Source organism: Streptomyces sp. NPDC005799 (assembly GCF_040630525.1).
GTDB lineage: Bacteria > Actinomycetota > Actinomycetes > Streptomycetales > Streptomycetaceae > Streptomyces > Streptomyces griseorubiginosus_B.
In genome coordinates this window covers 229,150-244,410 of the sequence record NZ_JBEXXQ010000007.1, presented here as the reverse complement: position 1 = coordinate 244,410, position 15,261 = coordinate 229,150, and the positions used below count along the sequence as shown (strand labels likewise).

General features: G+C 70.5%; 14 protein-coding genes. 12 read left to right on the top strand and 2 right to left on the bottom strand.

Going from position 1 to position 15,261, the window contains the following annotated elements; translation table 11 throughout:
• The first annotated feature begins 91 nt into the window (after positions 1-91).
• Positions 92-1,321 (top strand): glycosyltransferase, encoded by a 1,230-nt coding sequence (locus ABZ453_RS09835; RefSeq protein WP_359013389.1) that lies wholly within the window; start codon positions 92-94, stop codon positions 1,319-1,321.
• A 1-nt stretch (position 1,322) separates the two neighbouring features.
• On the opposite strand, the gene ABZ453_RS09830 is transcribed toward ABZ453_RS09835, so the two are convergent.
• Positions 1,323-2,807 (bottom strand): HAMP domain-containing sensor histidine kinase, encoded by a 1,485-nt coding sequence (locus ABZ453_RS09830; RefSeq protein WP_359013387.1) that lies wholly within the window; start codon positions 2,805-2,807, stop codon positions 1,323-1,325.
• A 38-nt stretch (positions 2,808-2,845) separates the two neighbouring features.
• Positions 2,846-3,547: a response regulator transcription factor gene (locus ABZ453_RS09825; RefSeq protein WP_359013385.1), complete on the bottom strand. Its 702-nt coding sequence runs from the start codon at positions 3,545-3,547 to the stop codon at positions 2,846-2,848.
• 277 nt (positions 3,548-3,824) lie between these two features.
• On the opposite strand from ABZ453_RS09825, the gene ABZ453_RS09820 reads away from it, so the two are divergent.
• From ABZ453_RS09820 to ABZ453_RS09770, 11 genes are all read left to right on the top strand, one after another.
• On the top strand, positions 3,825-4,301 hold the full coding sequence (locus tag ABZ453_RS09820) for an SRPBCC family protein (protein WP_359013383.1): 477 nt from the start codon (positions 3,825-3,827) through the stop codon (positions 4,299-4,301).
• A gap of 192 nt (positions 4,302-4,493) precedes the next feature.
• Complete coding sequence (locus tag ABZ453_RS09815) at positions 4,494-5,630, top strand: acyl-CoA dehydrogenase family protein (RefSeq protein ID WP_359013381.1); 1,137 nt, start codon at positions 4,494-4,496, stop codon at positions 5,628-5,630.
• Positions 5,631-5,716: 86 nt separating this feature from the next.
• On the top strand, positions 5,717-6,805 hold the full coding sequence (locus ABZ453_RS09810; protein WP_359013379.1) for an SDR family oxidoreductase: 1,089 nt from the start codon (positions 5,717-5,719) through the stop codon (positions 6,803-6,805).
• The gene (locus tag ABZ453_RS09805) at positions 6,802-8,064 is read left to right on the top strand and encodes an aminotransferase class III-fold pyridoxal phosphate-dependent enzyme (protein ID WP_359013377.1); all 1,263 of its coding nucleotides are present in this window, start codon (positions 6,802-6,804) and stop codon (positions 8,062-8,064) included. Before ABZ453_RS09810 ends, ABZ453_RS09805 begins: the two co-directional genes overlap by 4 nt.
• Position 8,065: 1 nt before the next feature.
• On the top strand, positions 8,066-8,557 hold the full coding sequence (locus ABZ453_RS09800; protein ID WP_359013375.1) for an SRPBCC family protein: 492 nt from the start codon (positions 8,066-8,068) through the stop codon (positions 8,555-8,557).
• Positions 8,554-9,105 (top strand): flavin reductase family protein, encoded by a 552-nt coding sequence (locus tag ABZ453_RS09795; RefSeq protein WP_359013373.1) that lies wholly within the window; start codon positions 8,554-8,556, stop codon positions 9,103-9,105. The genes ABZ453_RS09800 and ABZ453_RS09795 overlap by 4 nt, the downstream gene beginning before the upstream one ends.
• 42 nt (positions 9,106-9,147) lie before the next feature.
• Positions 9,148-9,987, top strand: coding sequence for an SDR family oxidoreductase (locus ABZ453_RS09790; protein WP_359013371.1), 840 nt, complete (start codon positions 9,148-9,150; stop codon positions 9,985-9,987).
• Complete coding sequence (locus ABZ453_RS09785; RefSeq protein ID WP_359013369.1) at positions 9,987-10,688, top strand: sterol desaturase family protein; 702 nt, start codon at positions 9,987-9,989, stop codon at positions 10,686-10,688. The genes ABZ453_RS09790 and ABZ453_RS09785 overlap by 1 nt, the downstream gene beginning before the upstream one ends.
• A 509-nt stretch (positions 10,689-11,197) precedes the next feature.
• Positions 11,198-12,403 carry a nitric oxide synthase oxygenase gene (locus tag ABZ453_RS09780; protein WP_359013367.1) on the top strand — a complete coding sequence of 402 codons (1,206 nt, stop codon included), beginning with the start codon at positions 11,198-11,200 and terminating at the stop codon, positions 12,401-12,403.
• A gap of 348 nt (positions 12,404-12,751) precedes the next feature.
• The gene (locus tag ABZ453_RS09775) at positions 12,752-13,645 is read left to right on the top strand and encodes a sugar phosphate nucleotidyltransferase (protein ID WP_359013406.1); all 894 of its coding nucleotides are present in this window, start codon (positions 12,752-12,754) and stop codon (positions 13,643-13,645) included.
• A gap of 185 nt (positions 13,646-13,830) precedes the next feature.
• Entirely contained in the window at positions 13,831-15,258 is a 1,428-nt protein-coding gene (locus ABZ453_RS09770; RefSeq protein WP_359013365.1) for a hypothetical protein, read from the top strand.
• Positions 15,259-15,261 lie beyond the last annotated feature (3 nt).

The following is a 15,261-nucleotide window of genomic DNA, read 5'->3' as shown; positions in this document are numbered from 1 at the left end:
TGGCGGCGAACCGGTTTTCCCTGCCCCGCTCCGCAGGAGCTTCGTTTCCTCCCCCGGCCAAAGCCGGCGGTATCCACGAAGGAGAGCCCCGATGAGCCGATTTCTCGTCTACACCGCACCGGGCAGCGGCCACGTGTACCCGCTCATCCCGACCTTGCTCGAACTGCGGGAACGCGGGCACGAACTGGTCGTGTTCGCCGAGGAGTCCACTCTGGAGACGCTGCGCGGACTCGGCTTCGGCGCGGCGGCCGTCCACCCCGAGATCGAGCAGCGGGAGGACGACACCTGGAAGGCCGTCACCCCGATCGGGGCGATGCGCCGCTCGGTGGCCATGTACGTCGACCGGGCCCGGCACGAGGTCACCGACATGCAGGACGCCATCGCCACGTGGCGGCCGGACGTCATCGCCCTGGACAACAACTGCTGGGGCGCCGCCGCCGTTGCGCAGGCGTCCGGCCTGCCGTGGGCGCAGTTGGCCACCTTCCTGCTGCCGCTGACCACCCCGGACGCGCCGCCGTTCGGGCTCGGATTGAGGCCTGCGGCCGGCTGGCCGGGCCGGCTGCGCGACGGGATACTGCGGCAGAGCGCCTTGCCGCTGTTCGCCGCGCCGAGGGCGGTGAACAAGCTGCGGCGCGATCTGGGGCTGGCCACGGTGAAGCACGTCCCGGACCTGTACATGACGGCACCGCTCATCCTGTCGTACACCGCCCAGCCGTTGGAGTACCCCCGTCCTCTGCTCCAGTCGTCCGTGCACTTCGTGGGCCCCAGCAGCTGGGATCCCGCTTCCGACACCGATGAGCCGGAGTGGCTGGCCTCTCTCAACCGGCCGGTGGTCCTGGTGACCGTCTCCACGGTGTTCCAGGACGACGCCAAGCTGATCCAGGCGGCCCTCGACGCCCTGGCCGACGAGCCGTACGACGTCGTGGTCACCACAGCGTCCATCGATCCGGCCCGCTTCCGCGCCCCTGCCAACGCGCACCTGCACCGCTTCGTGCCCCACAGCCTGGTGCTGCGGAAGGCCGCGGCTGTGGTGTGCCACGGCGGCATGGGCATCACCCAGAAGTCCCTGCTGGCCGGGGTGCCGGTATGCATCGTGCCGTTCGGCCGGGACCAACTGGAGGTCGCGCGGCGGGTCGAACTCGCGGGTGCCGGAACACGCGTGCCCGCCGGGCGCCTGAATCCGCGGCGCCTGCGGGAGGCGGTACGGCAGGCGGTGGGGAAGAAGCAGCAGGCCGTACGCGTGGCGGAACAGCTCAGGGCCGCCGGCGGTGCTCAGGCGGCCGCCGACGAGCTGGCGAAGTTGGTCGCCGCCCAGGTCTGACTCACCCCCCGGTCTCACCGCCCCCACCTCCCGCATCGCCCTGACGGGCCGGTTTCCGCTCCCCGGCGGGCCCGTCAGGGCTCACGGCCCTCCGGTCACGGCCGGGCAGCGCCGTCGCGGGCACGACGCGGGGGAGGACCGCGCGGGCGAGAAGACCGCGTGGCTCGGCGTCGTCCAGTTCCAGCTCCGCCCCGCCGGCCTTGAGCAGCGCCTTGGCGATGGCCAGCCCCAGGCCGGAGCCGCTGCGGCGGCCGGGCTGACGTCCGCGCCAGAACCGGTCGGTGGCCCGTTCCTTCTCCTGGGGCGACATTCCGGGCCCCTGGTCCTCGACCTCCACGTACACCGAGGTGTCGTCGGAGCGGATGCGCACGGTCACCCGGCCGCCCGGCGGCGAGAATCCGAGGGCGTTGTCCAACAGGACGTCGAGCACCTGGTCCAGCGCCCCGGGAAGGCATCTGGCGGGCGCGCCGCGCCCCTGGACCGCGATCGTGACGTCCGCTTCCTCCGCCCGGCTGCTCAACGCTCTCGCCCGCGACTCCACGACGGCCCGGACGTCGATCGTGCTCGATCCGCCGTCGACGGTGGCGGCGTTCGCCAGTACCAGGAGCTCGTCCAGGATGCGGCTCAGGCGGTCCGCCTCGGCGACCGCGACGGCCAGGTTCTCCTGCCCGTCCTCGGGGACGACGGCCTCCAGGGCCTCGACCCGCACGCGCAGTGCCGTCAGCGGGTTGCGCATCTGGTGCGAGGCGTCGGCCACGAAACAACGCTGCGCCTCCAGTACCGAGACCAGGCGGTCCGTCATGCCGTTCACCGCTTCGGCCAGTTCCCGCAACTCGGGCGGACCACGGTCCGCGGTGGCACGCACCGAGTACTGCCCCTGGGCGATCTGCCGGACCGCCGCCTGCAATTGCCGGGCCGGCCGCAGGCTCCATCGTACGAGCGGTATCCCCACGGCGGCCGCGGCCAGGAGCCCCGCGACGGCCACTCCCAGCAGCAGCAACGCGTCCTGAGTGACCTGCGAACGCAGCGACGTCGTCGGCGAGATGGTCGCGACCGATCCCACCGGCCGCCCCCGCTTCAGCACCGGCTCGGCCACGAACAGCGGACGGGCGCTGATGTTGAAGGAGTAGTCCAGCGGCACGGTGCTCTCTCCGACGAGCGCGCCGAGCAGGGTCCGCCGCCACTCCGGATCGCTGATCTTCGTGCCGGGCCGGGTGGAGTAGGTCCTGCGGCCCTGGTCGTCGAAGAGCAGGACCACGGCGTCGTTCTTTTCGCTGTAGGCCTTTGCCCGCGCCTTCCAGGCCGCGTCCGGGGCGGCACCGCCGGTCGCCTCGGCCGCCGAGGCGAGCGAGAAGGCATTGGAGACCTGCCGGATCACCAGGTGGTGGTAGTTGTTCATGGCCAGGTTCAGGCCGAGCGGGATCTCTGTGGCCAGCAGGATCACGGCGGTGAGCGTGAGGTAGACGATCAGCAGACGACGCTGCATGTGCGCCCTTTCTTACGTGGCTTGCTGCCCGGGCGCTGTCAGGTGGTCGACGGGGAACCGAGGCGGAATCCCACGCCGCGCTGCGTCTCGATCCAGTCGTATGATCCGAGTTTCCGGCGCAATGTGCCTATGTGGACGTCGAGGGTGCGTGTCGAGCCGAACCAGTTCTCGTCCCACACACGGGAGATGATGTCCTCCCGGGTGTGCAAGGTGTCCGGTTCCTCCACCAGCATGGCGAGCAACTCGAACTCCTTGCGGGTGAGTTGGAGGGGCTCGCCGCTCAGGGTGACGCTGCGACTGCGCAGGTCGAGGCTGAGCGGTCCCACGTTGATGACGTCCCGGCGCTCGGCGGTGCACGGGGCATTGTCGTGCGAGCCGAGGCCACAGCGGCAGGTCCGGCGCAGGACCGCCTCCATGCGTGCCCGCAGCTCGTGCACGGAGTACGGCTTGACGACGTAGTCGTCGGCCCCGGCCTGCAACCCCAGAACCTTGTCGATCTCGTCGGCGCGGGCGGTGAGCACGATGACCGGTACGGCGGAGCGGGCGCGTATGCGCTTGCAGACCTCGACGCCGTCCAAGTCCGGCAGGCCGAGGTCGAGAAGGACCAGCTCGCAGCCCTCCAGTTTGGTCAGCGCCTCGGCCGCCGTGGGCGCGGTCAGGATGTCATGCCCGAATTGGCGCATCGCCGCGGTCAGGGCGTCGGCGACATGTTCGTCATCTTCGACCAGCAGAACACGCATGATCCCCCCGGAACAATCTGATCAAGTTGCATATTCAAACGCCTACTTCAAGTCTAACCAAGTCCTAAGCAGACTCGTAGTGCAATGGAGTTGCACATCTTTTGAACACCGCCTGGCAATGGCCTGCAGTTGGGTTCAGTAGCGTCATGGCTGATCCCTGCGCGCACCCGCAGGTCGGCAGGTCTCCCCCACCGGAGGCCACGTGACGCCGCAGGCGAACCCGCCCCCTCGGGCCCGGTCCCGACGAGCGCTTACAGCCGGCATCGAAAGGAGCGTCGTGCGCGAGGCGACCCTGGTGGGCAGCATCGAGATCGCTGCCGATCCGACCACGGTGTACGGCATTCTCACCGACCTTGCCCGCTGGGAGCGGTTCGTCGCCGAGACCCGCGTTCCGGCCCGCGCCGCAGACGTTCGCCTCTCCCCCGGCATGACCTTCCGGGCCTGGAACCGCAACGGCCCCTGGCGGTGGCGTACGACCACCACCGTGCTGGAAGCGGTACCGCACGACCGGCTGGTGTTCCGCGTCTCCTGCCTCGGCTCACCGGTCTCCGTGTGGCGCTACGACATCGTCCCGACGCCCCGGGGAAGCCGGGTCACCGAGAGCACCCGCGACCTGCGCGGCACGGCCATGGTGCTGCTCTGCCTGATCACCACCGGCGTGCTGGACCGGGCCGAGCACAGCCGGCGCAACATCGAACTCACCCTGGCCGCGCTGAAGGCCGAGGCGGAAGCCGAGCAGCCGAAGTTCTCCTGACACCTTCAAGCGATGTGCAGTTCTCCTGCCTGATCCATGTCGCAGCTCTTAAGCACCTCTGCCAGCCATCTGAAGGCCTCTTGCAACACCGCTTCCTAGGTTTGGGGGCAGCCAGCGGGACAGGGCCTCGGCCGCTTCCGCCCGCTCCAGACATTCCGGCGATCTTCCCTCGACGACGTAAGGCTCGCGGAAATGCACTTTCTGGAACACGAACGCGCCACCCTCACCGACCTCCTCCCGGGCCTGGACGAAGCCCTGGCCGCCGCCCCGCTGTCGACCTGGGAGACACCCGGCAACCCGGGACTCGACCACTTCCGCACCGCGGGCGGTCCGGGCCTTCTGGTGCCCGCCGAGCACGGCGGCAAGGGCGCCGACCTGCTCACCGCGGTACGCGTCCAGCGCGCGGTGGGTGCTCGCTCGCCGTCCCTGGCGGTGGCCACCACCATGCACCACTTCTCCGTCGCCTCCCTGGTCGAGACCGCAGCGCAGAGCAGCGGGATGGAGTGGATGCTGCTGGCCGCCGTCGCCAAGGACAACCTGCTCCTGGCCTCCGGGTTCGCCGAGGGGCGCACGGGTCAGGGCATCCTCAACCCCGCGATCAGCGCCCGGGTGGAAGGCGACAAGGTCTGGCTGACCGGCTCGAAGAAGCCCTGCAGTCTTGCCTGGTCCATGGACCTGCTCACCGCGTCCTTCCCCTTCCCCGACGAGGACGGCACACCGCGCCTGGCCGTCGCCGTCGTCCCGGCGAAGACACCGGGTCTGTCCGTGCGTCCGTTCTGGAAGAGCCCCGTGTTGGCGGGCGCGGAAAGCGACGAGGTCGTCCTGGCGGACGTGGAGGTCCCCGGCGATCTGCTGGTCCGTACCGACGTGGGCGCCGACGGTGGGCTCGACCGCCTCAACACGGTCGGATTCCTGTGGTTCGAAGCACTCATGACGGCCAGTTACCTCGGTGCGGCCTCGGCCCTGGTGGAACGGGTCCTGGTCAAGCCCGGCATGCCGGCCGCCGCCGGCGCCCAGGCCGTCACGGCGGTCGAGTCCGCGGCCCTCATGCTGCGCGGACTGGCCGCCCGCGCGACCGACGGGCCGGTCGACGACGAGATCCTCGCCCAGGCGCTGGTATGCCGGTACGCGACACAGGACCTCATCGTCCGGGTCCTGGACGTGTGCGTCGAGGCTCTCGGCGGCATGGCCTTCGTCTCCGGCGACGACATCGCCTACCTCCACTCGGCCTGCCGCGCCCTGGCCTTCCATCCGCCCTCTCGGTCCCGGATGCACGAGACGCTGGCCCGCTACTTCGCCGCCGGCGAACCCTTGCGCATCCCTGCCTGAGCACCTCTTTCCGACAGCGGGCCCTGACCGGCCGCGGCCTCCTGCAGCGCTGCCGTCCCCGCCCACGACACCGCGAGGTACAGCAAGTGACTTCTTCCACCCCTCCCACCGTCCTGCTCACCGGAGCCTCGGGCGTGGTCGGCAACGCCCTGCTCGCCGAACTCCCCTCCTTCTGCGAGGTCATCGCCCTGATCCACCGCTGCGCGTGCCCCGCGGCCGCGCAGCAGGTCTGTGGCGACCTCACCGCGCCCCGCCTGGGTCTGGACCGCGCGACGTACACCGATCTCGCCCGTCGCGTGGATGTCGTCGTGCACTGCGCTGCGGTCACCGACTTCACCCAGGGGCCGGAGGCCACACATGCTCTGAACGAGGCCGGGACGCGTGCGGTCGTCGACTTCGCGGCCGACGCCGGCGCCGTCCTCCACCACGTGTCGACCGCGTTCGTGGCCCGCCACGAACTGACCCGCTCGCGAATGGGTCGCGACGTGGGCGAGGCAGGCGCCCGGCCGGAGGACTACCTGGATTCCAAACGCGCCGGCGAGGAGGTCGTACGTGCCTCCGGCGTCCCGGGGGTCATCGTCCGGCCCTCCATCGTCATCGGCGACTCCCGCACCGGGCAGATCGCCGCCTTCCAGGGCCTGCACAACATCCTGCTGATGCTGCTGCGCGGCCTGATGCCGCTGGTTCCGCTCCCCGCCACCTCGCTGATCGACTTCGTGCCACAGGACGTCGTGGCCCGCGCGATCGCGGCGCTCATCGCCGCCGACCGGCGCGACGGCGAGGTGTGGGTCACCGCCGGCCGGGAGGCCCTGCACACCGAACAGGTCCTCCAGGTCGTCTCCGGTGTCTGCACCGAGCTGGGCCTGAGCACCCTGATACCGCGGATCGTCGGCACCGACATGGTCGACCGCCTGATCCGGCCGGTGTTCCTGGCCGGGGGGCTCCCCAAGCGGGCACTGCGCCGCTTCGACGACATGCTCGCCATGACCGCGCTGTTCGCCGATGCGCCCACCTTCCCGACCTCGCTCGGCGAACTGCCCGGCGATCCGCCGCCGTTGACCCGTGAGGAGCTGGAGGCGGCCCTGCGCCAGACGCTCCTGCATCTCGCACGGGTCAAGAAGCTGGGCGACGCGCCCCCCGTCACGCGGCCCCTGGCCGCTGGAGTGCCCGCATGACCGCGCCGACCGTCTCCCCCGCCGCGGCACAACCTTCCGTCTCCGAGGTCCTCGCCGCCTGCCGCAAGCACCTCGGCCGGGGCCGGGCACGTCTGGCCTCCCTGACCGGCGGGGCGATGGAGGTCACCTCCTACGGTTCCCGCGTCTTCGGCGCCGACGGCAAGGAGTACGTGGACTGCGGCGGCTACGGCGTCTTCCTGCTCGGCCACTGCCATCCCCGTGTCGTCGAGGCGGTGGTCGACCAGGTGACCCGCCACCCGCTGGCGACCCGTCTGCTGCTGGAGCCGGTGGCCGTCCAGGCCGCGTCGGCACTGGCGGAGGTGACGCCGCCCGGCCTGGACCACGTCCACTTCGTCAACTCCGGTGCCGAGGCGACGGAGACGGCCGTCAAGCTGGCCCGGGCCCACGGCAGACACCGGCTGATCTCCACCATCGGCGGCTACCACGGCAAGACCACCGGAGCGCTGGCGCTGACGGCCAAGGAGCTGTACCAGGCGCCGTTCCGACCCCTGTTGGATTCCGAGCACGTCCCGTACGGCGACACCGAGGCACTGGCGGCCGCCCTCGCCGACGGACCGCCCGCCTGCGTGGTCGTCGAGCCCGTACAGGGCGAAGGAGGAGTCGTCCTGCCGCCGCCCGGCTACCTCCGCGACGTTCAGCACCTGTGCGCCGCGCATGGGGCGTTCTTCGTTCTCGACGAGATCCAGACCGGCCTCGGCAGGCTCGGCAGCTGGTGGGGCGCGGACGAAGACGGACTGCGGCCGGACGTCCTGCTGGTGGGCAAGAACCTCAGTGGCGGGGTCATCCCCGTGGCAGCGGCAGTCGCCACCGCCGAGGCCTACGCCCCCTTCGACCGCGACCCGTACCTGCACACCTCCACCTTCGCCCAAGCGCCCGTAGCCATGGCCGCCGCGCAGGCGGCCGTCCGGACCATCGCGGACGAGGGTCTGGTGCACCGGGCCCGGCTGCTGGGCGAGGACCTGCTCCTCCTGCTGCGGGACGTGCTCGCGCCGCTGGGCGACGCGGTCCGCGCGGTACGCGGCCGGGGCCTGCTGCTCGGCATCGAGATGCGCGACGAGCAGCTCGCCGGCGAACTCGTGCTGCACCTGCTGGAGGCCGGCCTGCTGGTCAACCACTCCCTCAACGCCCACCGGGTCGTACGGCTGACTCCGCCCGCCGTGCTCACGCCCTCCGACCTGGACTGGATCTCGGCCGCGTTCACCACCGCGGTCACCGCCCTGACGAAGGGACTGCACTGACATGCCCGAAGTGACCCTCGACGTCCGCATACCCGACCTCAATCCCCTGGCCGTCTTCGAGCGACTCCGCGACTTCGCCGCCTACCCGAAGTTCACCGACGCCATCCGCGAGGTGCGGGTCGTCGAGATCGACCACTGCACCGTCGACTCCCACTGGCAGGCCAACTTCCGCAACGGCGTCCTGTGCTGGTCCGAGCGCGACACGATCGACCCCGCCGCCCTCAGCATCGAGTTCACCCAGCTCGACGGCGACTTCGAGCGCTTCGAGGGCGGCTGGTACGTGTCGCAGGACTCCCCCGGCACCACGGCACGCTTCACCGCCGTCTTCGACCTCGGCATCCCCACCCTCGCCTCGCTCATCGACCCCATCGCCGCCCGGACGCTCCTCGACACGATGGGCCTGATCGCCCGGGGGCTGTTCGGCCCGCACGTCCTGCTGGACGAGCCGCAGACGGTACCGGCCGACGCCCCCGACGGGAGCCGACGGCCGTGACCAGCGCCCCCAGCTACCCCCTGATCCACGTGGCCGAGGCCGAACGGCCCGCGAACGCCCCGCCCTTGACCCAGCGGACGACCGACCGTACGTGCCGCGAGGTCTTCGCCCAGCTGCCGGCCGCGGTGAGCGTCATCACCACCGACGGTGCCCACGGACCGGCCGGAATGACAGCGAGCGCCGTCTGCTCCCTGTCCGTGGATCCACCGCTGATCCTGGTCTGCATCGCCAACCGCAGCCGCACACTCGAGTACATCCTCAGTCACGGGACCTTCGCCGTGAACGTGCTGCGCGAGGACCAGGCCGATGTCGCCAGGGCGTTCGCCGACCCCGGCACCGGCCAGCACAACCGCTTCGCCGCCGCACCGTCGCGTCGCGAGTCCGGAGCCCTCCTTCTGGAGGAATCCGCGGCCTGGCTCGCCTGCGACGTCCAGGACACCTATCCGGGTGGCGACCACACCATCGTCACCGGCCGGATCCGCTCTCTCGGCGCTTCCCGCATCCGCCCCCTGCTCTGGCACGGACGCCGCTTCCGCGCCCTGTCCTGACCACTGCCGTATCCACCTCGTCCCACCTCCCCGGGAGGAAACATGCCCAGGAACCTCACCCACCAGGTCGTGGCCATCACCGGCGGCAGCCGAGGCATCGGCCGCGCCACCGCCGAGATGTTCATCGCCAAGGGCGCGAAGGTCGCCATCGGCGCCCGCACCATCGAGTACGCGGCCAAGGTGGCCGGCGAGATCGGCGCACACGCCTATCCGCTGGACGTCACCGATCCGACGTCGGTCAAGCAGTTCTGGAAGACCGTCGAAGCCGAACTCGGCCCGGTCGACATCCTCGTCAACAACGCCGGAGAAATGATCGTCAGCCGGCTGGAGCACGAGACCGACGACGCCACCCTGCACCAGATCGAGGTCAACCTGCTCGGCACCATCAACGGCATGAAGACGGCGATGGGCCCGATGCGCGAGCGGGGCCACGGGCACATCATCAACATGGTCTCCGCCGTCGGCATGGTCGGCCTGCCCGGCTGCGCCACCTACTCCGCCGCCAAGCACGGTGTGGTGGGGCTCTCCGAGGCGGCCCGCGCCGAAATGCGCGGCTCCGGCGTGGACCTGTCGATCATCCTGCCCATCCCCGCCCGGACCGAGCTGACCTCCGGCGTCGGCAAGGGCCGCTTCGTACCGCTGCTCACCCCGCAGGACATCGCCGCCGCCGTCCTGCGCACCGCGCGCCGCCCCCGCTACAACGTCTACGTCCCCGGCTGGACCAACCCCGTCACCCGCTCGCTCTATCTGCTTCCCCAGCCCTGGCGGGACGCCATGGGCCGCTTCCTCAAGGCCGACCAGTTGCTGCGCACCACCGACTTCCAGGCCCGCACCTCCTACGAGGCCCGCCTGGGCCACACGCTGCCGAGGGAGGCCGCCTGATGGCCACGCCCACCAAGCGAGCGTCCCTCGTCAACAGCATCGTCAGGGGCTCGACCACCAAGGGCGCCGTCCGCCGCGGCAACGCCCCATCCGTCACCGGCATTGCCCTGGTCGACCGCCTCATCCACGTCCACCCCGTCACCACCGTCGCGATGTTCACCCCCGTCGCCGCGGCGGCCGCGGCACTCTCCGCGGGCCGCACCGGCGGCTGGGCCATGGCGGGCTGGGCGCTGGCCGGGTACGTCACCTGGACGCTGTCCGAGTACTGGGGCCACCGCATCGTCCTGCACTACGAACCACCACGCGGCTTCGGCGCCAAGCTCCACTACGTCCTGCACGGCGTCCACCACGACTACCCGCAGGACATGCGCCGCTCGATCCTCAGCCCGCTGCTGAGCATCCCCATGGTCGCGGCGACCTTCTACGTCTCCAGCGGACTGCTGGACGTCCCGCCGGTCTTCGGCGCCGGCTACGTCGTCGGCTACCTGGCCTACGACCTGTTCCATCTCTACCTTCACCACGGCAAGCCCAAGAACCGCCTGCTGCGCACCCTGCGGGAATACCACATGCGCCACCACTTCCGCGACGACTCCCGCGGCTTCGGCATCAGCGCCCCGTACTGGGACGAGCTGTTCGGCACCTCCATCGCCCGTACGCCCAAGGCCGGGCGGACGGCGGGCGCTTCATCCGGTGGCGCCTGACGGTCCGCCCTCCCAAGCCGCGTGGGCGCCGTCGCCACCACCGGGGCCACGACCCGTCGTCGGTGCCCCGGCCCCGGTGGCCGGCGCGGGCGCCCACGCGCCGCGGACGGCCACCGGCCGCTCCTCCCGCCCCAGCCGTCACGGGCCGCGCCGCCCCCTCACGAGGACCAGGCCTTGACTTCTCCCCCAGCTGAAGCGGGGAGATTCTTCCCTCGCGGGTTGAGTTTTCTGCTTCTCAGACAGCAGCTGCCCCGAACCAACGGCAAGGGACGTGGATACGCCCAGCAGTCTTACGCCAGCTCCACAGACCTGACATCCCGCCAGCCCGGCGGTAGGCCCGGCCAGCCTGGTTATCGCCGACCGGACGCCAAACAAACTACCCCTTACCTGCGGCTGGTTGACGGTGAACGCCAATCCGCCCTGGCGGCGCATCGGCTTTCCCTGCCCTGCTCCGCAGGAGACCGTCTCCTCCCCCGCCCCAAGGCGGGGGTATCCACGGAGGAATCCCGATGAACTCATCCGACACCCTCCCAGCACGCATCGCCTCCGCCCCGGACACCCACACCCCCCTTCCTGTCCCGTCCACACCGCCGTGCCAGACGGATCTCACCGAGGCGCTGGACTTCGTACGGCAGCACCACCGCGAACACCCGGATCAGACGGTCCCCCTTCACACGCGCCTGCGGCAGGTCCAGCGGCAGATCGACGAGACCGGCGCCTACCGCCACACCACCGAGGAGCTCACCTTCGGCGCACGCGTGGCCTGGCGCAACAGCAGCCGCTGCATCGGCCGCCTGTACTGGAACAGCCTGCAGGTCTTGGACCGGCGGGAGGCGACCACGCCCGAGGAGATCCACGAGCACCTGATCACCCACCTGCGCCGCGCCACCAACGGCGGGCGCATCCGCCCCACCATCTCCGTCTTCGCCCCCGACACCCCCGACCGCCCCGGTCCTCGCGTGTGGAACGACCAGCTCATCCGGTACGCCGGATACCGCCGGCCTGACGGCGGCGTCGTCGGCGACGCCGCATACACGGACTTCACCGACCTGGTCCAGCGCATGGGCTGGAACGGCCCCGGAGGCCCCTTCGACGTCCTGCCCCTGGTCATCGCCACCCACGACACCAAGCCGCAGCTCTTCGACCTTCCCGCCGACGCCGTCCTCGAAGTCCCCCTCCGCCATCCGGACCATCCCTGGTTCGCCGAACTCGACCTGCGCTGGCACGCGTTGCCCGCCATCTCCAACATGCGCCTGCGCATCGGCGGCATCGACTACCCCCTCGCCCCCTTCAACGGCTGGTACATGGGCACCGAGATCGGCGCCCGCAACCTCGTCGACGAAGACCGCTACAACCTGCTCGCCCTCGTCGCCGCCCGCCTCGGCCTCGACACGAGCGACGAAGCCACCCTGTGGCGCGACCGCGCCCTGGTCGAACTGAACGTCGCCGTCCTGCACTCCTTCACCGAGGCGGGCGTGCGCATCAGCGACCATCACACGGAATCCCGCCGCTTCCTGACCCATCTGGAGAAAGAGGAGCGGGCGGGCCGGACGGTGCCGGCCGACTGGACCTGGATCGTCCCACCCGTCTCCGGCGGCATCACACCTGTCTTCCACCGCTACTACGACGAAGCCGACCAGAACCCCAATTTCCATCTCGACGACGACGCCCGCGCTCGGGGCAGGGGCCGCTGCCCCTATGGCCACGACCGGTAACGATGAGGAGCAGGTGGCATTGACTTCTCCCCCAGCTGAAGCAGGGAGATTCTTCCCTCGCGGGTTGAGTTTTCTGCTTCTCAGACAGCAGCTGCCCCGAACCAACGGCAAGGGACGTTGATACGCCCAGCAGTCTTACGCCGGCTCCACAGACCTGACATCCCGCCAGCCCGGCGGTAGGCCCGGCCAGCCTGGTTATCGCCGACCGGACGCCAAACAAACCACCACCTACCTGCGGCTGGTTGGCGGTGAACGCCAATCCGCCCTGGCGGCGCATCGGCTTTCCCTGCCCTGCTCCGCAGGAGACCGTTTCCTCCCCCGCCCCAAGGCGGGGGTATCCACGGAGGAATCCCGATGACCATCCGCAGGGCGGTCGTTCCCGCCGCCGGCCTCGGATCGCGTCTCCTTCCGCTGACGAAGGCGATGCCGAAGCAGATGCTGCCGATCGGCGGCAGACCCGTGATCGAGCACACCGTGCGCGAACTCGTCGCCTCCGGCATCACGGACATCACCGTCGTCGGCGCGGGCCGCGGCAAGGACCTGATCCGGGATCACTTCCGGCCCGACCCCGCCCTCGTCGCCCGGCTGCGAGCGGAAGGCAAGTCCGCGTACGCCGACGCGGTTCAGGAGATCGGCGAACTGTCCCGGCTCGGCCACATCACCTACCTCGACCAGGACGGCCCGTACGGCAACGGCACCCCCGTCCTCAACGCCGCGAACCACCACAGCGTCGCCGAGCCGATGGTCGTCCTGTGGCCGGACGACGTCTTCGTCGCCGAGGTACCGCGTACGCGGCAACTGATCACCGCGTACGAGGCGACCGGCCGCCCGGTGCTCGCCCTCATGCCGATGGACCCCGCCGACGCCCGGCACTACGGTGTGCCCGTGGTCAAGGACGACCTCGGCGGGGGTCTCCTGCACATCGCCGGTCTCGTCGAAAAACCCGAGCCGGACGACGCTCCCTCGGCCTACGCGGCCGTCGGCGGATACGTCGTCACCCCCGGCATCATCGAGGAACTGCGCGCCCAGACCGAGCGCTGGTACCAGCGGCGGATCGGCGAGCTCTCCCTGACCGACGCCATCAGCGCCTACGCGGGCAGCCACACCGTCTACGGACAGGTCCTCGAGGGCCGCTGGTATGACACGGGCAACCCCCTGGCCTACCTCACCGCCCAGTTCGCGACAGCCCTGTCGGAGCCCGCATACGGCCCCCATCTGCGCCGACTCGCACTTGACCGGTGACCAGAGCCCTGTAAGCGCCTGCGCCGACTCGCCTTCGACGAAGCGAGCAGCCATACCCTCCAAATTGACGCCCCAGTCGACGACTTCGACTCAGAAGCATCCGCGAATCCCCGCGTAAGAATACCCCTAGGGGGTATAAGTGGAGTGGGCAAGTCACGGGACTCCCCCGAAGAGAGGACAGTGGCATGGGCCGCCTCCTGACCGCGGTGTCGAGTGGCGCACTCGCGCTGTTCAGCACCTACTGGGACGACTCGCTGCATACTGACATCGGCCGGGACACCTTCTGGAGCGCACCCCACGTACTGCTCTACGGCTCGCTCCTGGTCACCCTCGGCGCGCTGGCCCTGTGGGCCTGGCCGCGCGCCCGCGAGGAGGGTGTGAGAGGGATTCTGAGGGAGCCGGTCCTGCGCTCGGCAACCGTCTCGGGCGTGTCCATAGGCATCGCGGCCCCCGCCGACACGGCATGGCACACGGCCTTCGGGCGTGACGCCGTCCTGTGGAGTCCGCCGCATCTCCTGGCCATCGTCGCGACGATCGCCCTGACCGTCACTCTGCTGCGGGCGGTCGCGCTGGAGCAAAGGCGCGGATTCGCACTCGCGGCCGCAGAAGCCCTGGTCCTGGGCGCAGCCTTGGTGCCGGTCATGGAGTACGACTCCGACGTGCCGCAGTTTCCAGCCGTGTGGTATCTCCCCATCGTCAGCGCCGCCGTGACGCTGGCCGTCCTGCTCATCCGCCGTTTCGATTCCCGGCCTGGCGCGTCCGTCCGCGCGGCGCTGCTGCTGACAGCCGCGCGTCTACTGACGGTCGCCTTCCTGGCGCTCCTGGGTCATTCCACGCCCATCGTCCCACCCGTGCTCGTGGTGGCCCTCGCCGCCGACCTGGTACGGCGATGGCGTCCGTCCGCCTGGTGGCTGACCCTCGTCGTCCCGGCGGCCGTGCACGCGATCTACGTCCCCCTGTTGCCGGTGTTGCCGCACGGCACGGCCGTCCCCGCGGGGCAGATCGCGCCGTCGTTCCTGCTGGGCGTCGGCGGCTCAGCCCTGATCGTCCTGGTCGCCGAAGGGGTGCCGGACGGCCGGCACCGCGGGGTCCGGGTGGCTACGATCGGCGTCGCCGTCCTGCTCGCCCTTCCCCTGCTGGCCCCGACACGAGCCCTCGCTCACGATCCCGGGCAGGGCACCGACGTGGGCGAGGCACGGTGGAGCACCTTCGTCAGGGAGCACGAGGTCGACGTCACCCTCTCCTCCGACGAACCAGGGCTGCGCCCCTCCGGCCTGGTCGCCCGGCGCGCCGGAGAAGAGGTCACGGGACGGCTCACCTCCGACTCCGACGGCACCGGACACGGTACGGTCCGGCTGCACGCCGACGGCCGCTGGTTCCTGTACGCGACCTTCAGGGACGCCCGCAACCGGTTGGCGGAGAGCTGGGTCGCGGTGCAGCAGGGTTCCGCGCGGGCGCGCACGGCGACGCGTCCCGTCTACGTGCCGCCGACGCAGACGTACGGCGCGGGACGGACGGTTGCGACCGTGGTGCTGTACGGAATGGCCGCGGCGCTCCTCGTCGGCGTCGCCCGGTCCGGTCGCGAACCCAGAACGGTACCCACGGCCGGCTGAACA